This window comes from Sphingobium ummariense RL-3 (assembly GCF_000447205.1).
In the GTDB taxonomy this organism is placed as follows: domain Bacteria; phylum Pseudomonadota; class Alphaproteobacteria; order Sphingomonadales; family Sphingomonadaceae; genus Sphingobium; species Sphingobium ummariense.
Map to the genome: position 1 here is coordinate 1 of NZ_AUWY01000019.1, position 25,607 is coordinate 25,607.

General features: G+C 66.8%; 27 protein-coding genes and 1 pseudogene. 13 read left to right on the forward strand and 15 right to left on the reverse strand.

The annotated features are described in order from the left end of the window. A pseudogene (locus M529_RS49595) lies at window positions 1-535 on the forward strand (hypothetical protein); the annotation flags it as partial. A gap of 216 nt (window positions 536-751) precedes the next feature. On the opposite strand, the gene M529_RS25545 reads toward M529_RS49595, so the two are convergent. From M529_RS25545 to M529_RS25560, 4 genes are all read right to left on the reverse strand, one after another. After that, window positions 752-2,434, reverse strand: coding sequence for a putative bifunctional diguanylate cyclase/phosphodiesterase (locus tag M529_RS25545; RefSeq protein ID WP_021316111.1), 1,683 nt, complete (start codon window positions 2,432-2,434; stop codon window positions 752-754). A 124-nt stretch (window positions 2,435-2,558) separates the two neighbouring features. Beyond that, a complete protein-coding gene (locus M529_RS25550; protein WP_031293989.1) occupies window positions 2,559-3,083 on the reverse strand; it encodes a Smr/MutS family protein in 525 nt (174 codons plus the stop codon). A gap of 11 nt (window positions 3,084-3,094) precedes the next feature. Continuing rightward, window positions 3,095-4,360 carry a murein transglycosylase A gene (gene mltA, locus M529_RS25555; RefSeq protein ID WP_021316113.1) on the reverse strand — a complete coding sequence of 422 codons (1,266 nt, stop codon included), beginning with the start codon at window positions 4,358-4,360 and terminating at the stop codon, window positions 3,095-3,097. Beyond that, entirely contained in the window at window positions 4,357-5,013 is a 657-nt protein-coding gene (locus M529_RS25560; protein WP_021316114.1) for a Tim44/TimA family putative adaptor protein, read from the reverse strand. Before M529_RS25560 ends, mltA begins: the two co-directional genes overlap by 4 nt. 229 nt (window positions 5,014-5,242) lie before the next feature. On the opposite strand from M529_RS25560, the gene secB reads away from it, so the two are divergent. From secB to M529_RS25585, 5 genes are all read left to right on the forward strand, one after another. Further along, window positions 5,243-5,755 carry a protein-export chaperone SecB gene (secB, locus tag M529_RS25565; protein WP_021316115.1) on the forward strand — a complete coding sequence of 171 codons (513 nt, stop codon included), beginning with the start codon at window positions 5,243-5,245 and terminating at the stop codon, window positions 5,753-5,755. Window positions 5,756-5,967: 212 nt separating this feature from the next. Then, window positions 5,968-7,548: a murein biosynthesis integral membrane protein MurJ gene (murJ, locus tag M529_RS25570; RefSeq protein WP_021316116.1), complete on the forward strand. Its 1,581-nt coding sequence runs from the start codon at window positions 5,968-5,970 to the stop codon at window positions 7,546-7,548. Window positions 7,549-7,564: 16 nt separating this feature from the next. Further along, on the forward strand, window positions 7,565-8,569 hold the full coding sequence (trpS, locus tag M529_RS25575; protein WP_021316117.1) for a tryptophan--tRNA ligase: 1,005 nt from the start codon (window positions 7,565-7,567) through the stop codon (window positions 8,567-8,569). 174 nt (window positions 8,570-8,743) lie between these two features. Further along, window positions 8,744-9,412 carry a DUF4136 domain-containing protein gene (locus tag M529_RS25580; RefSeq protein ID WP_021316118.1) on the forward strand — a complete coding sequence of 223 codons (669 nt, stop codon included), beginning with the start codon at window positions 8,744-8,746 and terminating at the stop codon, window positions 9,410-9,412. 329 nt (window positions 9,413-9,741) lie between these two features. Continuing rightward, window positions 9,742-10,980 carry a dicarboxylate/amino acid:cation symporter gene (locus M529_RS25585; RefSeq protein ID WP_021316119.1) on the forward strand — a complete coding sequence of 413 codons (1,239 nt, stop codon included), beginning with the start codon at window positions 9,742-9,744 and terminating at the stop codon, window positions 10,978-10,980. On the opposite strand, the gene M529_RS25590 is transcribed toward M529_RS25585, so the two are convergent. The 5 genes from M529_RS25590 to treF all read right to left on the reverse strand — a co-directional run bounded on the left by M529_RS25590 (window position 10,977) and on the right by treF (window position 16,188). Beyond that, a complete protein-coding gene (locus M529_RS25590) occupies window positions 10,977-11,567 on the reverse strand; it encodes a peptidylprolyl isomerase (protein ID WP_021316120.1) in 591 nt (196 codons plus the stop codon). The two genes, M529_RS25585 and M529_RS25590, sit on opposite strands and share 4 nt — an antisense overlap. Window positions 11,568-11,618: 51 nt before the next feature. Continuing rightward, a complete protein-coding gene (gene dnaA, locus M529_RS25595; RefSeq protein WP_021316121.1) occupies window positions 11,619-13,007 on the reverse strand; it encodes a chromosomal replication initiator protein DnaA in 1,389 nt (462 codons plus the stop codon). A gap of 415 nt (window positions 13,008-13,422) precedes the next feature. Further along, complete coding sequence (gene rpsT / locus M529_RS25600) at window positions 13,423-13,686, reverse strand: 30S ribosomal protein S20 (RefSeq protein WP_021316122.1); 264 nt, start codon at window positions 13,684-13,686, stop codon at window positions 13,423-13,425. A 116-nt stretch (window positions 13,687-13,802) separates the two neighbouring features. Further along, window positions 13,803-14,615, reverse strand: coding sequence for a bifunctional DNA-formamidopyrimidine glycosylase/DNA-(apurinic or apyrimidinic site) lyase (gene mutM, locus M529_RS25605; protein ID WP_031293994.1), 813 nt, complete (start codon window positions 14,613-14,615; stop codon window positions 13,803-13,805). Window positions 14,616-14,631: 16 nt separating this feature from the next. Then, a complete protein-coding gene (gene treF, locus M529_RS25610; protein WP_031293997.1) occupies window positions 14,632-16,188 on the reverse strand; it encodes an alpha,alpha-trehalase TreF in 1,557 nt (518 codons plus the stop codon). Between the two features lie 85 nt (window positions 16,189-16,273). Here treF and M529_RS25615 point away from each other — a divergent pair, with 85 nt between their 5' ends. Next, a complete protein-coding gene (locus M529_RS25615) occupies window positions 16,274-17,005 on the forward strand; it encodes a class I SAM-dependent methyltransferase (RefSeq protein ID WP_021316125.1) in 732 nt (243 codons plus the stop codon). Window positions 17,006-17,026: 21 nt separating this feature from the next. Further along, window positions 17,027-18,559 (forward strand): 2-polyprenylphenol 6-hydroxylase, encoded by a 1,533-nt coding sequence (ubiB, locus tag M529_RS25620; protein ID WP_021316126.1) that lies wholly within the window; start codon window positions 17,027-17,029, stop codon window positions 18,557-18,559. A gap of 8 nt (window positions 18,560-18,567) precedes the next feature. Here ubiB and M529_RS50165 read toward each other — a convergent pair whose 3' ends face one another. Next, window positions 18,568-19,470, reverse strand: a complete 903-nt coding sequence (locus M529_RS50165; protein WP_236617626.1) for a hypothetical protein — start codon at window positions 19,468-19,470, stop codon at window positions 18,568-18,570. Between the two features lie 98 nt (window positions 19,471-19,568). Between M529_RS50165 and coaBC the strand changes: the two genes are divergently transcribed. Genes coaBC through M529_RS25645 form a run of 5 tightly spaced genes read left to right on the forward strand, consistent with a single transcriptional unit; the run spans window position 19,569 to window position 22,772 of the window. Continuing rightward, complete coding sequence (coaBC, locus tag M529_RS25625) at window positions 19,569-20,822, forward strand: bifunctional phosphopantothenoylcysteine decarboxylase/phosphopantothenate--cysteine ligase CoaBC (RefSeq protein ID WP_021316128.1); 1,254 nt, start codon at window positions 19,569-19,571, stop codon at window positions 20,820-20,822. Continuing rightward, window positions 20,797-21,252 (forward strand): dUTP diphosphatase, encoded by a 456-nt coding sequence (gene dut / locus M529_RS25630; protein WP_021316129.1) that lies wholly within the window; start codon window positions 20,797-20,799, stop codon window positions 21,250-21,252. Before coaBC ends, dut begins: the two co-directional genes overlap by 26 nt. 4 nt (window positions 21,253-21,256) lie before the next feature. Next, window positions 21,257-21,661 carry a hypothetical protein gene (locus tag M529_RS25635; RefSeq protein WP_021316130.1) on the forward strand — a complete coding sequence of 135 codons (405 nt, stop codon included), beginning with the start codon at window positions 21,257-21,259 and terminating at the stop codon, window positions 21,659-21,661. Next, window positions 21,616-22,419 carry a HesA/MoeB/ThiF family protein gene (locus M529_RS25640; RefSeq protein ID WP_021316131.1) on the forward strand — a complete coding sequence of 268 codons (804 nt, stop codon included), beginning with the start codon at window positions 21,616-21,618 and terminating at the stop codon, window positions 22,417-22,419. The genes M529_RS25635 and M529_RS25640 overlap by 46 nt, the downstream gene beginning before the upstream one ends. After that, entirely contained in the window at window positions 22,407-22,772 is a 366-nt protein-coding gene (locus tag M529_RS25645; protein WP_021316132.1) for a DsrE/DsrF/DrsH-like family protein, read from the forward strand. The genes M529_RS25640 and M529_RS25645 overlap by 13 nt, the downstream gene beginning before the upstream one ends. Window positions 22,773-22,774: 2 nt before the next feature. Here M529_RS25645 and M529_RS49600 read toward each other — a convergent pair whose 3' ends face one another. From M529_RS49600 to bufA2, 5 genes are all read right to left on the reverse strand, one after another. Then, window positions 22,775-22,951: a hypothetical protein gene (locus tag M529_RS49600; RefSeq protein WP_021316133.1), complete on the reverse strand. Its 177-nt coding sequence runs from the start codon at window positions 22,949-22,951 to the stop codon at window positions 22,775-22,777. 192 nt (window positions 22,952-23,143) lie between these two features. After that, window positions 23,144-23,578 carry an ExbD/TolR family protein gene (locus M529_RS25650; RefSeq protein WP_021316134.1) on the reverse strand — a complete coding sequence of 145 codons (435 nt, stop codon included), beginning with the start codon at window positions 23,576-23,578 and terminating at the stop codon, window positions 23,144-23,146. Between the two features lie 80 nt (window positions 23,579-23,658). Beyond that, the gene (locus M529_RS25655) at window positions 23,659-24,405 is read right to left on the reverse strand and encodes an HvfC/BufC N-terminal domain-containing protein (protein WP_021316135.1); all 747 of its coding nucleotides are present in this window, start codon (window positions 24,403-24,405) and stop codon (window positions 23,659-23,661) included. After that, complete coding sequence (bufB, locus tag M529_RS25660) at window positions 24,402-25,229, reverse strand: MNIO family bufferin maturase (RefSeq protein WP_021316136.1); 828 nt, start codon at window positions 25,227-25,229, stop codon at window positions 24,402-24,404. The genes M529_RS25655 and bufB overlap by 4 nt, the downstream gene beginning before the upstream one ends. 63 nt (window positions 25,230-25,292) lie before the next feature. After that, window positions 25,293-25,562 carry a BufA2 family periplasmic bufferin-type metallophore gene (gene bufA2 / locus M529_RS25665; protein ID WP_021316137.1) on the reverse strand — a complete coding sequence of 90 codons (270 nt, stop codon included), beginning with the start codon at window positions 25,560-25,562 and terminating at the stop codon, window positions 25,293-25,295. Window positions 25,563-25,607: the final 45 nt, after the last annotated feature.

Sequence of the window (25,607 nt, forward strand, 5' to 3'; positions counted from 1 at the left end):
CCCGCCCCCGGCGACCAGCGACAAGCCGCAGCTCGAACTCTTCCTCGAAGTCAGCAGCGCCCGCTATTCGCTCATGGGCGTCACGATCGCTTATGCACTCACCCTCCACAATTGCGGCACACAGCCGATGCACGACCTCGTCGTGCGGGCGCTGCTCGCCAATGCGGGCGAAAGACAGCAGGCCGCGCTCCGGCAATTCTTCGCCGGGGAATCCGGGATGCCGGTCCATTCGGTCGTGAAGCTCGCCCCTGGCGAGAGCCATCGCCTGACGAACGAGCTGCGGCTCGCCACGCAGGAGATCGCGCCGGTGCAGATAAGCGGCCGTGCGCTGCTGATCCCCATTGCCGCGTTCGACGCGCATTTCCGCTGGGGCGAAGGTGAATCGCTGAATGCCGGCCGCAGCGGCGGCACCTTCATCGTCGGACAGGAGCAGGAACCGCCTACCGAGCGGCTCGCGCCCTTCCGCCTCGACCAAGGCCCGCGCCAGTATCGCCGCCCCGCCGCGCGCGCGACCGGCACCCTCGCCCCGGCTTGAGCCGAAGTCGTGCGCCCCTTTGTCGAAATCTCGATGCGACGGCCAAAAAAGAAGCCCCGCCGGTGAAAGCCGACGGGGCCGAGGTTCAGGGAGGTGTTGCTTCCAAGGGGAAAGAAGCAACGAAAGCTCTTATAGGGGTGCTTCGATGAACGGATCGTGAAATGCCCGTTCACCTCCGCTGCAGCATCACGATTTTTAGCGCTGCCATCAAAATCCCTAGACCAGTCGGCGTTCCACCGTCACCGGAGCCGCGTAACGGCCGAGATAATCGTCCTCCGGTGTCGGCCGGGCAAGGTGATAGCCCTGGAACAGGGTACAACCGATCACGCGCAGTATCTCCATCTGTGCCTGGCTCTCGATCCCCTCGATCACCACCTCCAGACCCAGTCCCTGAATCAGGCCAACCACGGCGCTGCAGATCGTTCGCGCCTCCGCCGATGTCGCAATGTCGCGCACCAGGCTGCGGTCGATCTTCACCCTATCGACCGGCAGTTCCTTGAGCCGCGACAGGTTGGAATAGCCCGTGCCGAAATCGTCGATGGCCACCTGAACGCCCTGCCGGCGCAGCGCGGCGAGCTGGTCCAGCACGCGAGCATCCATCTCCATGGCGAGCGATTCGGTGATCTCCAGCTCCAGCATCGCCGGCGGGGTGCCATGGATTTCCATCGCGTGAGCCAGGCGGACGAAGAAGTCCGCCTGCGCCAGTTCGCGAGTCGAGATGTTGACCGCGATCCGCTGCGTGATCCCCGCCTTCGCCCAGCGCGCAGCGGTCTCGCAGACATGACCCATCACCCAGTCGCCCAGCGCGACGATGGCGCCGCTTTCTTCCGCCACGGGCACGAACAGGCCCGGCATCACGATGTCGCGGTCGGGATGCGCCCAACGCACCAGCGCCTCGGCGGCGACCGCCCGTCCGCTCGTCACCTCGATCTGCGGCTGGAACTCCAGCAGGAATTCGTCCCGCTCGATGGCACGGGCGATCTCATGCTCCAGCGCGGCGCGGTCCGCCATCTCCAGGGCCAACTCTGTCGTATACATCTCCGCCCGTCCGCGTCCCTCATGCTTGGCATGGTACATGGCAAGGTCGGCGGCACGCAGCAGGGCGGAAAGCGTATCGCCATGGTCGGGATAGCAGGCGATGCCGATCGAGGCGCCCAGTTCCACATGCTGGCTGCCCAGATCGAAGCGCTCGCCGAGCGCGAACTGGATCGCGCGGGCGATACGGCGCGGCACGTCCGCGTTCGCCAGATTGGGAAAGAACATGGTGAATTCGTCACCGGCAAGGCGGCCGATTACGGCGTCCCCCGCGCCCGTATGGATCTGCGCCATCACCACCTCGCGCAGGCGGCCGGCAACGCGAGCGAGCAACTGGTCGCCCGCCGCATGGCCCAGCGTGTCGTTGACGCTCTTGAAGCCGTCGAGGTCGATGAAGAAGAGCGCGGCGATGCCCTGCTCCGGCCGCTCGGCCAGCAGCGTTTCCACCTGTCGGCAGAAGCTGGTGCGGTTGGCAAGGCCCGTCACCTGGTCGAACAGCGCGAGCGCCTGGACATGGTCGAGATTGGTGCGAACCTGGCTGAACAGGCTTTCCATCGCCACGGCCAGGTCGGGCAGCTCCAGACCGATCTCGACCGGAACTCGTGAGTGAAGGTCGCCATGGGCGGCGGCGAGCAGCCGTTCGGTGGCGGTGTCTATCGCGCCGGCGGTGGTGGATATGGTCCGCCGGGCGGACGCCCAGCTCATGGTGCCGCAGAGGATGGCGATGATCAGCGCGCGGCCGATCTGGACGATGTCGTCCTCCTCGCCCTGCGCATAGCCGAGCACCAGCGCGAGGATGAACACCAGCGCCCCCGCGGCGCAGGCAAAGGCAGCGGCGCGGCTTTTCAACGTCACGCCCTGCATGTGCCTCCCTCAACCCGCTACTGCGCCCGGAAAGGGCCCCTTGAAAGGGCAGGCTATGGCCTGAACTGGTTAAGAAAGCGTCAGTGAGGGGATCGGGCGACCACAGAAGGGGGTAGCGGAACGGCTATTTCCGCCGCCGCAGGATGACATAGAGCGCCCCATCCCCACCGTGGCGCGGATGGGCGACGCGGACGCTGGCGATACGGTCGGCATAGGCGCTGGTTTCGAGCCAATGGCCGATCTCCGCGCGGATGGCGCCGCGGCGCGAGTTGTCCTCGCGCGGCTTGCCCGTGACGACCAGCAGCACGCGAACACCCCTCGCCAGCGCGCTACCAAGCGCCCGGCCGAGCTGGGCATGGGCGGCCGCCAGGCTGTGCCCGTGCAGGTCGATGCTCATGTCGGGCTGGATTGCACCGCCACGGATGCGCTTCTCCCATCCGTTGTCCAGCACGGATGCCGGAACGCGGGCGGGCGTCGGCGGAATGGGGACCGGCGGCCCGGAGGCCTTGACCGGCCGCGTCGGCACCGGCTGCGGTTCGGAGGCGGGCTCCGGCGGGGCGGCTTTCGCCTGCGGTCGCAACGGCTTCACCGTCCGGGCAACGGCGCTCCATAGCTGGTGTTCGTCGGGGGAGAGACGCCGCCGCGCCACGGCCCGCATCCTCAGGGCTGGGTGAGACGTGCCGCCGACCCGACCGGCAGCAGGATGAGCGCGCTTCCCCGCGCCGACATGCCGCCTGCAATGCCGCGCGCCCGGGCGCCCGCGCCCCAAAAGCTGTCGAACCGGTTCGCGCCCTTGATCGCCCCCCCGGTATCCTGCGCGATCCAGATGCCGTTCGGCTCGGCCCGGTCCAACGAAAGCAGGACCGGTGCGCCGAGCGGGATGAACTTCGGGTCGGCCGCCACAGTCGCCTCTGCCGTCACCGGCACGCCCAGCGCCCCTATGGGGCCCGCGCCGGTCAATTCCCGGAAGAAAACGAAGCTCTTGTTCTCGTTCATGATCGCCGCGCCTTCGGCGGGGTTGGCGCGCAGATATTGCATGATGTCCTGCATCGACCCGTTCTGAATCAGTCCGCGATCCTTCATCAGCTTGCCGATGCCTGTATAGTCGCGTCCATTCTGGCCATCATAGCCGATGCGCATGATCCCGCCGTCCGGCAGCAGCAGCCGGCCGCTGCCCTGCACCTGCAGGAAGAAGAATTCCACCGGATCGGCCGCCCAGGCCAGCTCCAGCCCTCGTCCGGAAAGCGATCCAGCGACGATCTGCGCCCGCTCGTCATAGGGCACGAACTTCGTCCCCTGCACCTTGCCGCGGATGCTCCGTCCTTTCAGCGTGTCGCTGAACAGGCCAAGATCCACGTCGATCAGGTCGGTCGGCCGGCGATAGATCGGCACCTCATATCCCGGCTGGCGAGTGCGCGAACCGGCGATCTCGGGCTCATAATAGCCGGTGACGAAGGCCGCGCCGTCGCCCACCTGCACCGCTTCGAAGTAACGGGCGAAAAACTCGCTCGCGCTCGCTTCGGGCCAGCTCGACGCGGCGGCGCAGGCATTGTTCCAGTCGGCACCGCGCGTCAGACCGCTCTGGTCGGTACGACGCATGAGCGTGGGACAGGAAATGCGAAACGCCTGCAGCGCGAGCCGCGACCGCTCGCCCGATGGCATGAGCGATGCGATGTCCGGCCCCCTGACGACGCCCAGCCCGGCGGCAGTCGTCTTGTCGGGGACCAGATCAGGCGCGACGACCGGCAGCGTCGGGCGGGGGGTCGCGGGAACCGGGCGGGTCGCCGTTTGGCCACCCGCGCTCGCCGGGGGCGGCGCGGGGCGAGAGGGCGTCGGACCGGATGCCGATGGCGGGATCACACCGCCCGCGCACGCCGACAGCAGCAGCGCCGCAAGCAGCGCGCCCCCCGAATGACGCAGGCTCACGCCGCCTCGTCGGTTTCGCTGAGCTTCCAGTTGGGGTCCGCGCTGCGGATGTCGCGGGTGAAGGTCCAGATATCGTTCGTGCCGATCGCGTCGGTCAGCGATCCGGCGATGACATTGCCGTCCTTGTCGCGGGTGATCGCGGCGATGTCGGCTTCGAAGCGGAGCGTAACCTCGGCGATACGGCCGTTGACGCTGGCCTCCACGATCTGCGCCTTCTCGATGCGGACCAGTCGGTTGTCGAGGACATGGCCGTCTGTCTCACGCGCGGCGATCGCTTCCTCGAAGGACGCAAGCACGTCGGCGTCGCACAACCATGCCAGTTCCTCGCGGTCGCCGCGCCAGAACGCCTCCAGCACCATGCGATAGGCGCTCTTGGCGCCCTCGACGAACTGCGGCACGTCGAAGCTGCGGTCAGCGGCGATCAGCGCGCGCACGCCGTTCTCGGCATTGGGGGAAACCAGCCCTTCGGACAGGCGCACCGAATCGCCGCCCGCCTCGGGCATCGGACGCGGTGCCAGGATCGTCACCTTGGCGCGCTCCTCAGCCGGACGCAGAGCGGGCTCCTGCTCGTGCCCGGTACGCTTGCCCAGCACGGAATAGAGCCGCAGCGCCAGAAATCCGGCGATCATGGCGAGGATGACGATCACATACACGGGGTCAAATACCCTTTCCCGGTTCTCAGGTTCCCGCCAACATAGGCATGTTTGCCCCTAACTTCAAATGAACGCTGGGCCGGCGCGGACAAAGCGAATAGTAGAAAGGACGGACCAGCGCGTCCAGACCCGCCATTGCCCTGCCCCGCGCCCCCTGCTAAGCGCGCGGGTCATCATGCAGGGGGGCATGCCGCCCGCCGGGAAACCAAGAGAAAGCCAAGGACAGATCATGGCCGACGAAGCCGACAGCATCCCGACGATCAACATGGGCAACAGCGGCAATGGCGCCGACACCGCGCCGCAGATCGCGCTCATCAGCCAGTATGTGAAGGATCTGTCCTTCGAGAACCCGAACGCGCCCGCCGTCTATCAGTGGCAGGACCAGCCCAATATCGACGTGCAGTTCAATATCGGCGCCGACAAGGTGGGCGACGACGTGATCGAGGTGTCGTTGAAGATCGAGGTCAAGGCTGTCGCGCCGCAGGGCACCGCCTTTGCCGTCGAACTGCTCTACGCCGCGCTCTTCGGCATGCGCAATGTGCCGGAAGATCAGGTCCAGCCGTTCATGCTGGCCGAAGCACCGCGCCTCATTTTCCCCTTCGCCCGCCGCGTGCTGGCGGATGCTATCCGCGACGGCGGCTTCCCGCCGCTGCTGCTCGACCCCATCGACTTCGGCGGCCTCTACATGCAGCAGGCGCAGCAGATCCAGGCGACTGCGGGCGAGCCGGCCGGCAACGCCTGATTTATCCCCACAACCGTTCGTGCTGAGTAGGGACTGAGCTTGCCGAATTGGACAGGTAAGACATCCCCCGGATGTTTTAGGATCGTCCGGGGGACGATCCGACCTGTCCAACGTATCGAAGCATTTGCGCAAGGCTCGGTCCTTCGATACGCCATTTCGAAAGGCTCAATGGCTACTCAGGACGAACGGACGGTGATTTGGGTGGACGGCGCATGAAGCTCGTTCGCGCCCTCGGCTCCGTCGGCGGGTTGACCCTAGCCAGCCGGGTGCTGGCGCTGGTGCGCGATTCGCTGGCCGCGCGCTATGTCGGCGCGGGCTTTGCGTCAGACGCGTTCAACGGCGTCGCCTTCCGCCTGCCCAACATGTTCCGCGCCCTTTTCGCCGAGGGCGCCTTTTCCGCCGCCTTCGTGCCGATGTTCAACCGCAAGGCGGCCGGCGGGGAAGGGCTGCCCGCCGCCTACGACTTCGCGGAGCGGGCGCTGGCCGTGCTGCTGCCGGTCCTCATCCTCTTTACCCTCGCGCTGATCGCCGCCGCCTGGCCGGTCACCTGGGCGCTCTCGGGCGGCTTTGCCCGGCAGAATCCTACGCCGGAACAGTTCGCCTTCGCCGTCACCCTCTCGCGCATCACCATCCCCTATCTGGCGCTGATCAGCCTCGCTTCGCTGCTGGGCGGGATCCTCAATTCCCTCGACAGATTCTGGGTGAATGCTGCCGCGCCGATCCTGCTCAACGTCGCGATGATCGCGGGGCTGTGGCTGTTCCACGGGCCGGACGAATATGCGACCGCCCGGGTGCAGGCGATCTCCGTCACCGTGGGCGGGGCGCTGCAGCTGCTGTGGCTGGTCTGGGCCTGTCGCCGCGCGGGCGTGTCGATGCGGCTGAAACGCCCGCGCTTCGACGCCGACGTGCGCGAATTGCTGCGGCTGATCGTGCCGGCGGCGGCGGGCGCGGGTGCCGCACAGATCAACCTCCTCATCTCGACCGCGCTGTCGGGTTGGCTGCTCGCCTCAGGCTCGATCACCTATATCTATTATGCCGACCGGCTGAACCAGCTTCCCCTGGGCCTGATCGGCATCGGCCTCGGCACCATCCTGCTCCCCACAATCTCGCGGATGCTTTCCCGCGGAGAGGAACAGGCGGCGATGGAAACGCAGAACCGCGGGATCGAGCTGGCGCTGTTCCTGACGCTGCCCGCCACCGTCGCCTTCATCACCGTGGCCGAACCGATCGTGCGTGGGCTATTCCAATATGGCCGCTTTACGGCCGACGACGCGATGCGCTGCGGTTGGGCGCTGTCCGCCTTCTCGATCGGCCTGCCGAGCTATGTGCTCGTGAAGGTTCTGACGCCCGGCTATTATGCCCGCGGTGATACGAAGACGCCGGTGCGCTACGCGATGCTTTCGATCCTCATCAACATCGCAGGCAACGTCGCGCTGATCCCGGCGGTGGGCCATGTCGGCCCGCCGCTCGCGACCGCGCTTTCATCCACCGTCAATGTCGCGATGCTCTATGCCACGCTGGTCAGACGCAGCCATTTCGCCGCCGACGCGCAACTCCGCCGTCGCCTTCCCCGACTGGCGCTGGCGGCGGTTCTGATGGGAGGCGCGCTCTGGGCTGGCGAAGATGTGCTGGAGCCCTGGCTCGGCGGAACGATGGTGCAGCGCTATGGCGCGCTCGCGGCGCTTGTCGGCGCGGGCGTGGCGCTGTACGGGCTGGCCTGCTTCGTCACGGGCGCCTACCGCCTGTCGGATCTCCGGGCGCTGATGCACCGGCGGGGCGCAACCGCAACCTGAGCGAATGGATCAAAGAATGCGCGTCCTTTCCGGCATCCAGCCGACCGGCAATCTGCACCTGGGCAACTACCTCGGCGCGATCCGCAACTGGGTGCGGATGCAGGACGAGATGGACAGCGAAAGCCAGTGCTTCTTCTTCCTGGCCGACATGCACTCGGTCACCGTGCATGAGGGACGCGAGCAGCGCATCCGCAATGTGCGCGACATGGCCGCCGCGCTGGTCGCCGCCGGGATCGACCCCGACCGCTCGGTCCTGTTCAACCAGGCCCGGGTCCCCGCCCATGCGGAACTGTGCTGGCTGCTGAACGGTACCGCACGGATCGGCTGGCTGAACCGCATGACCCAGTTCAAGGACAAGGCCGGCAAGGATCGCGAGGGCGCTTCCGTCGGCCTGTTCGTCTATCCGGTCCTGCAGGCGGCCGACATCCTGCTCTATCAGGCAACCCATGTCCCGGTGGGCGAGGACCAGAAACAGCATCTGGAGCTGGCGCGCGACGTCGCGACCAAGTTCAACACCGATTTCGGCGTGGATCTGTTCACCCTGCCTGACCCCATCATCCCTCGGGAATCGGCGCGCATCATGTCGCTGCGGGACGGTACGGCGAAGATGTCCAAGTCCGACCCGTCGGACATGAGCCGCGTCAACCTGACGGACGACGACGACGCGATCATGCAGAAGGTGCGCAAGGCCAAGACCGATCCCGAGCCCCTTCCCGAAACAGCAGAGGAGCTGGCAGGGCGACCAGAGGCGATGAACCTGATCGGCATCTACGCCACGCTGTCGGGCATCTCGCTCGACGGGGTGTGTGCCGAATTTGCGGGCAAGGGCTTCGGCGCGTTCAAGCCGGCGCTGGGTGAGTTGCTGGTCGAAACCCTGCGGCCGATCCGCGCCCGTTTCATGGAGCTGCGCACCGACGACGCTGCGCTCGACGCGATTCTCGACAAGGGGGCCGCCCGCGCGGCGGCAGCGGCGGAACCGACCCTGCGTGCGGCCTATGATGCGATGGGACTGATGCGGTAGAAATGAACTATCCGTAATCTACGGATCGAAGCTATCCGCGACGTCGTTAGAGTGGCAGGACATGGTTTGCGCCCGTTCGCCCCGCTCGAGCGTTCAAACGATGTTCAGTTGCGTTTTGCTATGGCAAAGCGCAAAGAAAGCAACAGGCGTAAGGCCTGATACAGGACGCGTAAAATGACTCGTTTCAAGACGTTCGGCCTTCTCGCTGCGCCCGCTCTGGCGCTGGCGGCACTTTCGGGCTGTGCGACCCCCTTCAAGGCGGATGTCGCCCGTTTCCAGCAGCTTCCCGCCCCGGCAGGGCAGAGCTTCGCTGTCGTCGCCGACGACCCGCGCCTCGCTGGCGGCCTCGAATTCCAGCATTATGCCGACCTTGTCGGCCAGCGGCTGGCGCAGACCGGCTATGTCGCCGCCAGCGACCCGGCGCGCGCCGACCTGATCGTCCGTGTCGCCTATGATGTCGACAATGGGCGGGAGAAGGTACGCTCGACCAACTGGGGTCCGGATCCCTTCTTCTATGGCGGCTATGCGGGCTATCCCGGCTGGGGGTGGCGCGGCCGCTGGGGTCGTCCCTGGGGCTATGGCTTCTACGATCCGTTCCTGTTCGGCCCGGGCGGCGGCTATAACGACGTCACAAGCTACACCGTCTATACCAGCGACCTCAGCCTGAAGATCGACCGCGCGGCGGACAACCGTCGCCTGTTCGAGGGCAAGGCGAGCGCCCAGTCGCTGTCGAACAAGCTCACCTATCTGGTACCGAACCTGATCGACGCGATGTTCACCAACTTCCCCGGCCAGAATGGCGAGAGCGTGAAGATCACGCTGCCGCCCGAAAAGAAAGGCTGAGTACGAGCCGATACTGACGGCTCCCGGCCTGATCCGATAAGCCCGGCGATCCTGCACGGATCGCCGGGCTTATCTTTGCGAGTTTGGGTGCGGAGCCGACATCGCTCCACCACCGTCATCCCAGCGAGAAGCTGGGATCTCCCTTTCATTTTCTTCACATCGCGCCAGAATGAGGTGGGATCCCAGCTTTCGCTGGGATGACGGAAGGTGATCGAAATGCGACATCGACGACGCCCCTCGCTCCAGAGCCACCTTTCCCCTGTGCCGCATCCCGCTGCTGCGGCTAGCCTGCTTTGGAACGTTATGCAGGCCAAAGGGGAAAGCCGTTCATGTCGTTGACCGTCCGCATCCTGATCGCGCTCGTGCTCGGCCTGGCCTGTGGCATCGCGCTAACGGAATGGGGCGGAAGATGGGACAGCGAGGTCGTCGCCGTGGCGCAGCCGGTCGGCAAGGCGTGGCTGAACGGCCTGCAAATGCCGCTCATCCCGTTGATCTTCGCGCTGCTGGTCACCGGCGTGACCCAGGCTGCCACCGCTGCCCGATCAAGCGGCATGGCGGGGCGCTCGCTGCTTCTCTTTGCCCTTCTGCTGACGGCCTCCGCAGGCGTCGCCGCGCTGGTGGGGCCGCTGATCCTCCACCTCTGGCCGGTGCCGCAGGGCGCCATCGGCATGCTGGCGGGCGCGGACCCAGCCAGCGACGTAGAGGGGGTGCGGCCCTCTGCCGAATGGCTGCTGGGCTTCATCCCCGCCAATCCGATCAAGTCCGCGGCCGAGGGGCAGGTCGTCGCCGTTGTCCTCTTCGCGCTGGTCTTCGGCTTCGCCGTGACCCGCATCGGCGGGGAGCGGCGCGCCCATCTCACCGGCCTGTTCGCAGCGTTGGTGGATGCGCTGCTGGTGGTGGTCGGCTGGGTGCTGTGGCTGGCTCCGGTCGGCGTCTTCGCGCTGGCGCTGGTGGCGGGAAGCCGCTCAGGCCTCGCGACGGCGGGTGCGCTGATGCACTATATCGGCTTCATCGTGCTGATCTGCGTCACCGTGACGCTCCTTGTCTATCCGTTGGTCGTCATCGCCGGACGAATCGCGCCGGGGCGATTCGCGCGCGCCGCCCTGCCCGCCCAGGCCATTGCCTTCTCGACCCAGTCCTCGATCGCCTCGCTGCCTGCGATGATCCAGGCCTGCGATGGCCCGCTTGCCGTAGGACAGGCAACGCGCAGCATCGTCCTGCCCCTCGCCGTCTCGCTCTTCCGTATCACCAGCCCACCGGCAAATCTCGGCGTCGCGCTCTATGTGGCGGCGATGAACGGAGTGGCGCTGGGCCCGGCGCAGATCATCGCGGGGGTGGCGGTGGCGGCTATTGTCAGCCTCGCCGCTGTCGGCCTGCCCAGCCAGATCACCTTCTTCACCACCACCGGGCCCATCTGCCTCGCCATGGGCGTTCCGGTCGAGGCGCTACCGCTGCTGCTTGCGGTGGAGACCGTTCCCGACATCTTCCGCACCGTGGGCAATGTGACTGCGGATATGGGCGTGGCACGGATCGTGGATCAGGCCGGCACGCCGGAAGCGCAGTCTTAGGGAACGCGCCGAGCCGTCAGAATCTTGACCGGCGCCTCCAGCATCTGGCCCTTCATCACCCCCTCGCCCGCCGTGGCCGACTTGGGCGCGGCGAGGATCGCCTTCACCACGTCCATCCCTTCGACCACATGGGCGAAGACGGCAAAGCCCTGATTGTCACCCGCCGCCTCCGGATGGGCGTCCATCGCCGGCATCTTGCCCAGCACGATGAAGAAGTCGCCCATCGCGCTGCCCGGCTCCAGCCGTGCCATCGACAGCGCGCCATCGTCATGGGTCAGGCCCGTCTGGGTCGTCGGCTCATGGGCGATAGGTTTCAGCGTACGCTTCGGCTCGTTCTGCACCCCGCCCTGCAGGAAGCCATAGTCCGCATTGCCGACGCCACGGTAGAAGACAGTACCGTCCAGCCGCCTTTCATCGACATAGCGCAGGAAGTTGGCTGCGGTGATCGGCGCCTTGCCGGCATGCACCGCAAGGAGGATGCGGCCCTGCGTCGTTTCCAGCGCGACGCGGACATCGCTCGTCGACTGGGTGGCGGCGGGCACGGTAGCGAACAGGGCGAGGAGCAGGAGAGCGAGTCGGCGAATCATGACACCAGCCTAGCCGGGCGGAAGCAGGATGCCAGAGGGGCCGTGTTCGCTTTATCCCTCCAGCTGGCGCTGAAGCGCGCGGATGTCCGCGTCGATGTCCGGGTTGGTCTCGCGCAGCTGCTCGATGGTGCGGACCGCATGGATCACCGTGCTGTGGTCGCGTCCGCCGAATATGCGGCCGATCTCCGGCAGCGAGCGGGGCGTCATCTTCTTCGCAAGGTACATGGCCACCTGCCGTGGCCGGGCAATGGCGCGGGCGCGGCGCTTGGAGCGCATCTCCGCCGGGTCTATCCGGTAATGCGCGGCACAGGCCTTCTGGATCTCGTCCACGGTGATGCGGCGGGCACTCGCCCGCACCGCATCGGCCAACATGCCCTGCGCGAAATCGAGGTCGATCGAGCGGCCGGTCAGCTGGCCATAGGCGATTAGCTTGTTGAAAGCGCCCTCCAGCTCGCGGACGTTGGAACGGATCGAGCGGGCGAGGAAGTCGATCACCGCGTCGGGCACCGGCGGATCGCCCGCCGTCGCCCGCTTCGCCTCCAGGATGGCGAGGCGAAGATCGAGGTCCGCCGGACGGATATCGGCCACCAGACCGCCCGCCAGACGCGAGAGGATCCGCGCGTCGATCCCGTCGAGCAGCTGCGGCGCCCGGTCGGCCGTGACGACGATGCGCGCGCCGCTGTCGATCAGGTCGTTGATCGTGTGAAGGAATTCCTCCTGCGTCGATCCCTTGCCCGCGATGAACTGGATGTCGTCGATCAGCAGCAGCCGAGCGGCGCGCAGGCGCGCCTTGAACGCCATGGTTTCATGCGCGCGCATCGCGTTCACGAATTCCATCATGAAGCGCTCGGCCGACATGTAGAGTACGGGTTCCGACGGCGAGTGGGAGGAGAAGGCGCGGGCGATGGCGTGGAGCAGATGCGTCTTGCCCTGGCCGGTGCCACCGTGGAGGAAGAGCGGACTGAAGCGCGGCTCCTCGGCGGCCCCCATGGTCTGCGCGGCGGAGAAGGCGAATTGGTTCGATTCGCCCGTAATGAAATCCTCGAAGCGGTAGCGCGGCTGGAAATTGCAGGCGACCTGGACTTCGACCAGCGCATCGGCCTGGGCGGGAGCTTCCTCGACGACGCGCAGCAGCCGCGGGCCGGTGGCATCGGGCGCGCGCAATAGCCGCACCTCGCGCACCCCAGCGCCCGAAGCGCGCCAGGCAAGCCGCAGGCGATCGCCGAACTGTCCGGTAACGAAATTGGCCGTGAAATCTGAGGTGAAGAGCAGGTCGAGCGTCTGCGAATCAGCGCAATAGGCACCCAGCCGCGCGGGCTTCAACCACTGGTCGAACATACGCGCACCGATGTCGCGGCGCAGACCGGCGCGAATGGCGGTCCAGGCGAACTCCAGGCGCGCCGTGTCCTGCGCATCCTCTCCACCCCTGCCGTCAACCATCGCCACCCTGTCCTTCATCAACTGCCGACCCCCCAAAAAAACCGAACAAGAACCCCACGCGGAAAGCATATGCTTTCCGGTTTCTCGGCATCGACTGAACTTGTAATGGCCGCCAGGATTGTGATTCGATCAGCGGCCGGAGGGTCAAAATAGACAGGGCTGCTTCGCCGGATCAAGGGCAGTCCGGGTCAAAAAAGTGAAATAAAGCCGTTGACTCAGCAAAGCTGCGGAAAAGCCGCGATAATGAATTTATCTGTTATTTTTCAATAATTTGCAGAGAATTGTTTTTGCCGCAGTGCGTCGAATCGGAGGAAATCCGCGGTTCGCGTAAAATGACTCATCCGTGAAGGAACGATGAAAAAAGCCCGCCCCGGACATCCGGAGCGGGCCTAAACCCATGTTAATGGAAAGCGTGTCAGCCGAGCGCGCTGACGCGCTTGGTCAGGCGGCCGAACTTGCGGGCCGCAGTGTTCTTGTGCAGCACGCCGCGGGCGACGCCCCGGGCGAGTTCGGGCTGCACGGTCTGGAGCGCGGCGCTGGCCGCATCCTTGTCACCGGCGGCGAGGGCGGCTTCCACCTTCTTCACCAGGGTGCGGATCCGGCTGATGCGGGCGCCGTTGATCTCGGCGCGGCGCGCGTTGCGGCGGATGCGCTTCTTGGCTTGCGGCGTATTGGCCATTTACAGTCCTCGGTCTCGTCAAATCGCGGGAAGAGGCCTGCCGGAATCGCCGGCCCGCCTCATGAAGGTGCGCCCCTTACAGGGGATCTGGCCGATCGTCAACCGCGCGGCCCCGCCTATTTCTGGCATCTGGGGCAGTAAAAGGTCGATCGGCCGCCGTCGACCCGGCGCCGGACGGTGCCGCCGCAGGGGCATGCCTCCCCTTCCCGGCCATAGACCCGCCACTGCTTCGAAAAATAGCCCAGTTCTCCATTGGGACGGGCATAGTCGCGCAGGGTGGAACCGCCTGCGGTGATCGCGGCGGCAAGCACGGTGCGAATCGATTCGACCAGCAGCGCCAGGCGCGCACGGCCGATCCGCCCCGCCTCGCGCGTCGGCGCGATCCCCGCCATGTTGAGCGCCTCGCAGACATAGATATTGCCCAGGCCGGCGACGATCCGCTGGTCGAGCAGCGCGGCCTTGATCGACGTCGCCTTGCCTTGGAGCGCATCGGCCAGATAGGCGGCGGTGAAATCCGGACCGAGCGGCTCGGGCCCCATGCGGGTGAAGGGGGCGTACTCTTCCCAGCCTTCGCTGCGGACAAGGTCGAGCGAACCGAATCGGCGCGGGTCGTTGAGCGCGAGCAGCCGCCCCGATCCGGTCTCGATCAGCAGATGGTCGTGGGTGCCTATCTCCGCCGGGTCGATGCGCCAGCGTCCCGACATGCCAAGATGGAAGATCAGCGTATCGCCGCGATCGGTCCCGATCAGGCCATATTTGGCGCGGCGGGACAGCGAGGTGACCGTGGCTCCGGTCAGCCGCTGGCGCAGGTCCGGCGGAATCGGGAAGCGCAAGTCCGCACGGCGCGGCTCGACCCGCGTCAGGAGAGTGTCGTGGAGCACGGAGCGCAGGCCGGCGACGGTGGTTTCGACTTCGGGAAGCTCGGGCATGGCGCCCATGTAGGCGCTATTGCCGGTCCGCGACAGGGGCACCATCGGGATCGAGGTCAGGATAGCGGGCGATGAGCGCGCGCGTGACGCCATTGGTCCAGCCGAAACCGTCCTGCAGCGGATATTCGCCGCCGCCGCCCGGTCGGCGTTCCTCCACATCATATTTTTCCAGCATCTTCCCCGTCTCGCGATAGGCGGCATCGACCGTCGCGATCCAGCGCCGGGCGACCTCCTTCGCCAGGGCGTCATGGCCGGTACGGGCGAGCCCCTCTACCGCGATCCATTGCAGCGGCGCCCAGCCGTTGGGCTGGTCCCACTGCTGGCCGGTCGCGAGCAGCGTGGTGCGCAGGCCGCCAGCCGCAAGCAGCCTCACCCGCGTCAGCCCCGCGACGGCATCGGCCTGCGCCTTGCCGGCCAGGCCGACGAACAGCGGATAGAGCGTAGCGGCGGACAGGACGGTCGTAGGCTCACGCGTCTGCCGATCCCAGTCGGCGTAGCGGCGCTCCTTCGGCAGCCACAGCCAGCGGTCGATGGCCCGGGCCCGCGCCTTCGCCAATCCCTCGAAGCGAGTCGCGCAGGCCGCGTCGCCAACTGCGGCGCAACCGTCGGCAATGCGGCGTTCCAACGCCCAGAGCAGGCTGTTGAGGTCTACCGGCACGATGTCGGTGGTACGGATCGTGGCGAGACGCTGCGGATCGGCGAGCCAGCGCGAGGAGAAGTCCCATCCGCTCTCCGCGCCCGCCCGCAGGTGGCGGTAGATATCGGAGGCGGGACGGTTGCTCTCCCGGGCGGTTGCCACATCCTCCGCCCAGCTTTCGTCGCGCGGCCCTTCCCGGTCGTCCCAATAGCGGTTCAGCAACGCGCCGTCGGGCATGCGCACCACACGCGCAGCTGCGCCGTTACGCAGGACTCCGTCCGCCCCGCGCATCCAGAAATCATGCTCGGCGCGAAGCGCGGCCAGGTGCCCCGCCGCCGGCGTGCCGAGATCGACCATCAGGGCGAGGAAGGGTGGCTGCGACCGCCCGAGATAATAGCTGCGCGTGCCATTGGGGACGAAGCCGTAGCGCGCGACGAGGCTCTCGAAATCGGCCAGCATCGAATCGATCAGATCCTGCCGACCGTCGGCCTTCAGGCCCAGCATCGTGAAATAGCTATCCCAATAGTAAATCTCGCGGAAGCGACCGCCCGGCACCACATAGGGCGCGGGGAGCGGCAGCGCGGATGAGCCAGGCTCCGCCTCCAGCGCGGGGCGGGTCAGCTGAGGCCACAGCGCCGCGATATGCGCCCTGAGCGGCAGGGCAGGCGCAGCGTCCGGCAGGGTGAACCAGCGCGCCACGAATGCGCGCAGCGCCTCCCTGCCGCTCGGCCGTTCCACCGCATAGGCGCGCAGGATGTCGGCGGGCGGCGCCTTGGCCACGGCGTCGACGAAGGTCTTGCCATCGGGAAAGACGCGTTCTCCCTGCACCGCTTCGAACAGCGGGCCGTACATATGCTGCGGGCTTTGCGGCGCGGCCTGGGCCGAGCAGAACAGGGCGAGCAGCGGGAGCAGGAAGGGACGAGCAGGCCAGCGCATGGCCGGGCAATGCATGACGGCACCGAAACGTTCCCATCGTGCTTCGCGCTGGCGCGCCGGTACGAGTCTGGCTAGAGCGGGCAGCATGAACGATACAGTCTCCTTCGGATATCGCGACGTCGATGCTTCGGAAAAGCAGGGGATGGTCCGCGCCGTCTTCTCCAACGTGGCGGCGAAATATGACCTGATGAACGACGCCATGTCGGGCGGCGCGCACCGCCTGTGGAAGGACCAGTTCGTCGCGCGGGTGAAGCCGCGCAAGGGCGAGGATATTCTCGACATGGCCGGCGGCACCGGGGACATCGCCTTTCGGATGCACCGGCATGGCGCGGCGGTCACCGTGTCCGATATCAATCCGGAAATGCTTGCGGTGGGCATCGAGCGCGCGAAGAAAAAGGGCCTCGACGGCCTGATCTGGTCGGAACAGAATGCTGAGGAGCTCACTTTCGCCGACCGCAGCTTCGACGCCTATACGATCGCCTTCGGCATCCGCAACGTCACCCATATCGACCGGGCGCTGCGCGAGGCGCATCGCGTGCTGCGGTTCGGCGGGCGCTTCTTCTGCCTGGAATTCTCGACGACCACCTGGCCCGGCTTCTCGGACGTCTACGACGCCTATTCGCACCGGCTGGTGCCCAAACTCGGCAAGCTCTTCGCCCATGACGAGGACAGCTATCGCTATCTGATCGAATCGATCCGCCGCTTCCCGCCGATGCCGAAGTTCGAAGGCATGATCCGCGAAGCCGGATTCGTGCAGACGAAGGTCGAGCCGATCCTGGGCGGACTGGTGGCGATCCATAGCGGGTGGAAGGTCTGATGGGTAAGGGGCTGGAGTAGGATGCCCTCCCACGTCACCCACATCTTCCGGTTGCTGAAATGGGGCCGGACACTGGCGCGCCATGGCGCCCTGCGCGGGATCGAGCGTGACCCGCTGACGCCGGCGCCGGTGCGGCGGCTGGTGCGGGTCGCCCGCTTCGGCGCCCGCGTTCCGGCGCAACCGCGCTATGCTGACGCATTCCAGGCGATCGGCCCTGCGGCGATCAAGCTGGGCCAGACGCTGGCGACGCGCCCAGATCTGGTGGGAGAGGAAGCGGCCGCCGACCTGCTGCGGCTGCAGGACGCCCTGCCCCCCGTGCCGTTTCCCGTCATCCGCGCCCAGATCGAGTCGAGTTTCGGCCGGCCGATCGAGGCACTCTACAGCCGCTTCGATGAGGAGCCCGTGGGCGCCGCCTCGATCGCGCAGGTCCATCGCGCCGTCACAACCGACGGCCGCGACGTGGCGGTCAAGGTGATCCGGCCCGGCGTCATCGACCAGTTCAACCGCGATATCCAGACCTATGAATGGGCGGCGGCCCATATCGAGCAGCTGGGTGGCGAGGTCGCACGCCTGCGCCCGCGCCTCGTCATCGCCAATATGAAGCGCTGGACCGCGCGCGAGCTGGACCTGCGGCGCGAGGCGGCCTCCGCCTCCGAACTGGCGGAGGCGATGCAGGCCATGCCCGGCTATCGCATCCCCGCGATCGACTGGGACCGCACGACCGGCAAGGTCATGACGATGGAGTGGATCGACGGCATCAAGATCGCCGATCGCGCCGCGCTGGTCGCCGCCGGGCACGACGTGAAGGACATCGCCGCACGGCTGGTGAACGCCTTCCTGCGGCAGGCCATCGCCGAGGGATTCTTCCACGCCGACATGCACCAGGGCAATCTGTTCGTGACAGCGAATGGCGACATCGTCGCGATCGACTTCGGTATCATGGGGCGCATCGACCGCCGCGCGCGCATGTGGCTGGCGGAAATCCTCTATGGCCTCATCACCGGCAACTACCGCCGGGTGGCGGAGATTCATTTCGAAGCCCAATATGTGCCCGCCCATCACAATGTCGCCGAATTCGCGACCGCGCTGCGCGCGGTGGGCGAGCCGATGCGCGGCAAGCCGGTGCGCGAGCTGTCGGTGGGCGGGATGCTCGACGGGCTGTTCGCGATCACCCGCGACTTCGACATGCAGACCCAGCCGCATTTGCTGCTGCTCCAGAAGACGATGGTGATGGTGGAGGGCGTGGCCACCGCGCTCGATCCCGACATCAACCTGTGGGAAACGAGCGGCCCCTATGTGAAGGAATGGCTGCGCACCGAGCTGGGGCCGGAGGCGAAGGCCGCCGATACGCTGATCGAGAACTGGCGCACGCTCCAGCGCCTGCCCGGCCTCATCCGCCGGATCGAGGATGCCTTCCCCGAAAAGGGCGGCGCCCCGCCCCCGCCTCCACTCACCGAGGTAAGGCTGATCCGGGTCGGCGGAGGGTGGCGCTACGCGCTGGTCGCGGTACTGGCCGCGGTCGCCGGGGCGGCGGCCATGTGGCTGCTGCGCTAGCGCGTGACTTACCCTCCGGCGGGCGGCACAGGCTTATCGTCCTCGCTTCCCCCGTCCCCCTCCTCCGGCTTCTTGCCCAGCCCCTTGATGCGCCAGATCACCAGCGCCAGCGCCCCGATCACGCCAGCCAGCGCCAGCAGCCAGGCGCCCAGGCTCTTGAGCAGGCCTGTCGTGTCCTCGACATCGCCCTTGATGGTGCCGATCGTCTGGCTCCGCCGTTCCCGATCGGTCACCTGGACATCGACCGACACGGGCGGGCTCTGATCGAGCCGGATGCGGGTACGGTTGCCGCGCCCGTCCTGCGCGAAGGTCTCGATCCGCACCTGCAGGGTCTGCGCCCCCTCCCGCGTCGGCGTGACGTCCCATTCCCATTGCTCGCTGGCGCTCAGCCCCAGGTCGCGCTGCGGGTTGCCGACCGGCGCGATGGTGAAGGCGCTGCCGCTCAGCGAGGCGGTCATGTAGCGGCCGATCCGCACGGGCGCCACGCGCACGGCGGAAGCATCTCCGCCCGCCGCCGCGGCGACTTCCGATTCCTCGGCCTTGGGGCCGATGGCGAGGACGACCCTGGTGGCTTCGCCCCGCATCATGGAGCGCGGCGGATTAAAGGCGGCGACCCCCTGCTCCAGCGAGTCGCGCTGGATCTCCAGCGCGCGGCAGTCGGTCGCGCTGAGATAAGCCCGGGCCGCGCCGCACCAGATCTCCGCATCGCTGGCATTGCTCGCCGCATTGGCGGCATTGTCAGCCGACCCGGCGGCATTCTGGGAAGCATCCACGACATCGGTAGCGTTTTCAGCCACATCTTCGACCGAAGCCTCCGACGTGTTCTGCGTCTCGCCGACAGGTCGTTCGGCCGCCTGGCACCCGCATAAGGCAACCAGCATCGCCGCCATCAGAATCCGTCTGACCATCATTCCGTCCCCCGGAAAACGAAACGGGTGCGGCCACCCTATCATAGTCGCGGCGCCGCGCGACGATTGATTCATCCGGCATCCGCGGGCAAGGAGAGGCCATGACCCAGCGCGTCCTCCTCATCGTGTCCGGCGGCATCGCTGCCTACAAGGCGCTGGAACTGGTGCGGCTGCTTAGGAAGCGCGGCATCGCGGTGCGCGCCGTGCTGACCGAAAGCGCGCAGCAATTCGTTACCCCGCTCAGCTTGGGCGTGCTGACGGAAGATCATGTCTATGGCGACATGTTCGACCTCAAGGAAGAGCGCGAGATCGGCCACATCCAATTGAGCCGTCAGGCCGACCTGATCGTCGTCGCACCAGCGACCGCCAATATCCTCGCCAGGATGGCGGCGGGGATCGCCGACGACCTCGCCACCACCATTCTGCTCGCCACGGACAAGCCGGTGCTGGCGGTGCCCGCGATGAACATACGCATGTGGCACCACCGGGCGACGCAGCGAAACCTGGAGCAGTTGCGCGCCGACGGCATCCACCTGCTGGAGCCGGATGACGGCCCGATGGCCTGCGGCGAATATGGCAAGGGTCGCCTGCCCGAGCCCGAGGCGATCGCGGCCGAGATACAGCGGTTGCTCGCCCTTCCGAAGCGGCCGGACCTTCTGGCGGGACAACCGGATTTTGCCCCCGCTCCGAATGGAGGGAGAGCGCTTGCCGAGAGACATGTCCTCGTCACCGCTGGGCCGACGCACGAACCGATCGACCCCGTACGCTACATCGCCAACCGCTCCTCAGGCAAACAGGGCTTCGCCATTGCCGCCGCCGCCGCCAACGCCGGTGCGCGCGTGACGCTGGTCGCGGGTCCGGTGCACCTGCCCACGCCGCCGGGGGTGGATCGGATCGACGTGGAGACCGCGCGCGAGATGCTCGCGGCGGTCGAAGCGGCGCTGCCCGCCGACGTAGCCGTCATGGTCGCGGCCGTCGCGGACTGGCGCACGGCGGACGCGGCCGGGCAGAAGCTCAAGAAGGACGGATCGGGCGAGCCCGCACCGCTCGCGCTGGTGGAGAATCCGGATATCCTCGCCATTCTGGGCCGTCACGCGCAGCGCCCAGCCTTGGTGATCGGCTTCGCCGCCGAGACAGAGAAGATTGCGGAACATGCCCAGGCCAAGCTGACGCGCAAGGGTGCGGACTGGATCGTCGCCAATGACGTGTCGGGCGATGTCATGGGCGGCGATGCCAACGCGGTGCGGATCGTGACGGCGGACGGCATCGAAGGCTGGGAATCAATGTCCAAGGACGCCGTTGCCGCAAAGCTCATCGAAAAGGTCGCCGATGCCCTCTCCCCTCCCCTCCATTGAAATCCAGCTGAAGCGCCTGCCCCATGGTGAGGGGCTTCCCGTGCCCGCCTACGCCACCGCCCATGCCGCCGGGATGGACGTGGTGTCGGCCGAGGAGCTGGTGCTGACGCCGGGCGGGCGCCATGCGGTGGCCACCGGCTTCGCCATGGCAATCCCCGAAGGCTATGAGGTGCAGGTGCGGCCCCGCTCGGGCCTCGCGCTCAAGCACGGCATCAGCCTGCCCAACACGCCGGGTACCATCGATGCCGACTATCGGGGGGAACTGAAGATCATCCTGATCAACCTCGGCTCCGAACCCTTCGCGATCAGCCGGGGCGACCGGATCGCGCAACTGGTCGTCGCACCGGTGCAGATTGCCAGTTTCGCGGAAGTCGATATGCTCGACGACACCGTTCGCGGCGCGGGCGGGTTCGGTTCGACGGGAGTGTGATGCCATGAGCCTGATGCTGTCCCTGATGCTGGCTGCCGCCGCGGCGGCCGGCCCCACGCCCCCGATACCGCAGGACTTGAGCCAGGTGCCGGTGATCGACGGCTGGCTGGGCCGGAAGATCTCGCCGCGCTGGTCGGAAGACGTCGCCCGCTTCTACCGGCGCGGGGAATGCGGCGGCGCGGTCGACCATGAAGGATCCCGCCTGCTGGAAATCGACATGCTGTTCCTGCTGTCGGGCGACGGAAAGGTGCTGAAGATCGCGCCGGTCAACGCCCGCTGTCCCGAAGTGGAGCAGTTCGTCAGCAACCGCATCCTCGGCACGTTGCGCAACTCCTTCCCGAAGACCGGCGCGGCCGATCCCACATGGATGCGCTCGCAGGTGCGCTTCCTCTGGTCGGACGCGCCGTGACGGACGAGCAGCTCGAACGCTACGCCCGCCACATCGTCCTCAGGGAAATCGGCGGGGCCGGCCAGGCACGGCTGCTGTCCGCCGATGTTGCGGTGATCGGCGCAGGCGGGATCGGCAGCCCCGCCATTCTCTACCTCGCGGCGGCGGGCGTGGGAACGATCCGCGTCATCGACGATGACACGGTCGCGCTGTCCAACCTGCAGCGGCAGGTCGCGTTCGGCACTGGCGATATCGGTTCCTCCAAGGCGGAAACCGTCGTGCGGGCCGTAGCCCGGCTCAACCCGGATGTGAAGCTGATCCCGATCAACACCCGTATCGACGCGGATAACGCCCCGCTGATGCTGCGCGAGGCGGACGTGGTGCTGGACGGCAGCGACAGCTTCGCCACGCGCCTCTCCGTCGCGGACACGGCGCACGCGCTGCGTATCCCGCTGGTATCGGCGGCGGTCGGCGCGTTCGAGGGGCAGATCGCCACCTATCGCGGCTGGGAGGCAGACAAGCCCTGCTATCGCTGCCTTGTCGGCGCTGCGGAGGATGCGCCCGAGCGCAACTGCGCAGAAACCGGCGTGATCGGCGCCCTGACCGGAGTGATGGGCAGCCTCGCAGCGCTGGAAGTGATCCGCGCGCTGGTGCCCTTTGGCGAGGACATGGCGGGCAGGCTGCTGATTGCCGACCTCCTCTCGATGCGGTTTCGCACGCTGTCCGTGCCGAAGGATCCCGCCTGCCCCGCCTGCGCAAAGGCGCTATGCGCGACCTGAGGATCGTCCTGCTGGCGGCGGATGCGGAGCGGTTCCGGGGCGCGCTGATGCTGGCGGCGGCCCAGGCCGCGCTTGGAGGTCGGGCCAGCCTGTTCCTGCAGACCGACGCGGTGGCGCTGCTCGCGCCGGGACGATCTGTCCCGGGCGATGTCGCCCATCGCGCCGCAGGATTGCCGCCCCTTGCCGAGCTGCTCGCCGAAGCGCTCGCGCAGGGCGTGGCGGTCACCGCCTGCCAGACCGGGCTGGCGCTCAGCGGATTGCAGGCAGATGACCTCCCGGATGGCATCGTTACGGGCGGGCCGGTGGGTTTCCTCGCAGAAACGAACGATATGGCCCGGCTGGTCTTCGTCTGATCCTATTTGATAACGGGCAGATAGTGAAGCAGCGGGCGCGACGCCTCGGCCGGTGCTACCCTCACGTCTGCCGCCGGCTTCAGAGCGGGCCACGCCGATGGCAGCATGCCGATCTGGGCCGCACCCCATCCGGAGCCAGCCACCGTCAGACCGATCAGCGCGATGCGCCAGGATTTCATGCGTCGCTTCCTTCCTGGCCGGGAAATATCCTCGATACGCAATCCGGGCAAGTCGGCGATACGGAGAGGGGGCGGGAGCGACAAATGCTATCCGCCCGCCTCGATCGCGTGACGGGACAGTCGGGAGAGGCCAGCAACAGCGGAGATGCTCAACTCCCTCTTCGCCTTGGCGAATGCCGGGCGACATGATTGTCAGAAATCGCGATAGCGCTCATTCCCCACGAAGCCCATATTAGTGACGCCCGAACGACGGATGTCGGCCAGCACCTCGTCCACCATCAGGTAGCGGGCGTCGGCGGCGGGCTCGAACTGGAGTTCCGGTTCGACGGCCATGGCCTGGGTCTGGTTGAGGATGCGGCGCAAGGTCAGCCGGTCGACAGCCGTACCGTTCCAGCGGATGGTGTCTGCGGAATCGATGGTCAGCTTGTTCTTGATCGGGTCCGGCGCGTTCATGGGCAGTTTCCGCGCCTGCCCCGGCAAGTCGATGCCCACCTTGTGGGTCTGGATCGGGATGGTGATGATGAACATGATGAGGAGGACGAGCATGACGTCGATCAGCGGCGTCGTGTTCATTGCCGCCATGGGCTCTTCGCCGGCGGCGGACGGGGATGCGAGGGTTATGGCCATATGCACTTCCTCTCCTGTTTTATGATATAACAGTACACATTCCCTGACCGAAGGCAAGCCCGGCTGAGCACAGCGGCATGCTAAACCGACGAGGCGAGACATTCCTCCCCCGCCCAGCGCGCCAGCAGCTCGCCGGCACGCTGCAGCCCCGCTTCCTCTCCCCGGTCGGCCGCCAGGGCGGCACAGAGATCGGCAAAGGCCCGCCCATCGGCCAGCGATGACAGGAGCGTGGCCTCGTCCGCGTCCAGCCGGCGAAAACAGGATGTGAACCCCTGCCGCCACAGGAGCAGAGCCTCCTCCTCGGGCAGAAGCGCCGCTGCGGGCGGTTCCTCCCCCGCGTTGAGGGCGGTCCAGATGGCGGCTGCATTGGTCGATAGAGCGATCGTTAACGCACCAGGGACGAGGCGCAGCGTGGCTCGCTCCCAATCGACCTCGGACAGCATGTCCAGGGTCAACGGCCAGGCATCCGTAGCCACGAATATCTCGGACAGCAGCCACTCGAGCTGAGCGAGTTCGGCAATTTCCGGGTCGCGCGGATAAAGGGCCGCCAAAGTCGCCGGAAAACCGCCCGGATAATGGTCGAGCGACCAGCTCGACGGGGGCACCGCGTCGATATGGTGGGCGGCGGCACTCTCGAATGCCGCCTCTCCCAGCCAGGCGAGCGTCTGCGGGAAGGCATCGACCAGGCAGGCCATCAGCTGCGCGCGGTAATTGTTCTGATAGACTGCAAGCCCTGCGGACCTGTCCGACCCCAGCCGCGCGGCGGCCGCCTCGTCGCTCTGTTCGAGCCAATGGCGGAAATCCGCCTGCAGCGCCGCGAGGCTCATGCTGCGACCACCTGCCGGCCATGAGCGCGGGCGATATCGAGTTCGGCGATCAGCTCTTCCAGCGGCGGGATATTGTCGTCGCGCTCGATCATGACGGCAACGGGCCCCAGCCGCGCCATCGCTTCGCCATAGAGGCGCCAGACCGGATCCGGCACGGGCTGGTCGTGCGTGTCGATCAGCAGGTGGGCGCCCTGGCTATGACCGGCGAGATGAATCTGGCGCACGCGGTCGAGCGGCAGACCGGCCAGATAGGCGCGCGGATCGAAGCCGTGATTGTGCCCGCTCACATGGATATTGTTGATGTCGAGCAGCAGGTCGCAGCCGGTGCGGCGCGTCATTTCGGCGAGAAAGGCCCACTCGCTCATTTCTGAACCGACGAAGCTCAGATAGCTTGAAGGATTTTCGAACAGCATCGTGCGGCCGAGCGCGTCCTGTGCCTGGTCGATATTGGCGCACACCACCGCCAACGCTTCTTCCGTCAGCGGCAGCGGAAGCAAGTCATGCGCATTGAAACCGCCGGTCCTGGTCCAGCAAAGGTGATCCGATACGAACAGCGGATCGACCTCGTCGGCCAGCGCCCTCAGTCGTGCCAGATAGCCGCGGTCCAGCCCTTCGGCGGAACCGATCGACAGCGACACACCATGGAGCGCCACCGGATAGTTCGCGAGCACGCGGCGCAGGATGTCGCGCGGCCGCCCGCCCGGCACCATGAAGTTCTCGGATATGACCTCGACGAAGTCCACATCGGCCGATCCGTCCAGGAAAGCGGCATAATGCGGCTTGCGAAGGCCGAGGCCAAAGCCGGAAAAGCGTGGGTCGATCATGGCGAACTCCGAAATGCACGAAAAACAAAGCCGCCCCCTTGGGGAGGCGGCTCCTGTTCTGCCTTATTTCGGTTCGGTCAGGCTGCCGCCGGCAGCGCTGCACTGGGCCTGTGTCAGAGCCTTGAAGCCTTCGCCCTTGCAGCTGTTCTGGCCTTTGCACTCGTTATGCGCGGTCTTGCAGTCGGACTCACCCTTGCAGCTGTTGACGCCATAGCAGTGGACGGTCTTGGCCTCGGCCTTCTTGGCATAGGCCGGTGCGGACGAAACGGCGAGCCCGGCGGCGATGAGCGCGGCGGTGGCGGCGAAGCTGGCGCCGACGGTGGACTTGATCATGGAAAGCCTCCTTGAAGGGATGATGCCCCGGATGGGACATCGCTT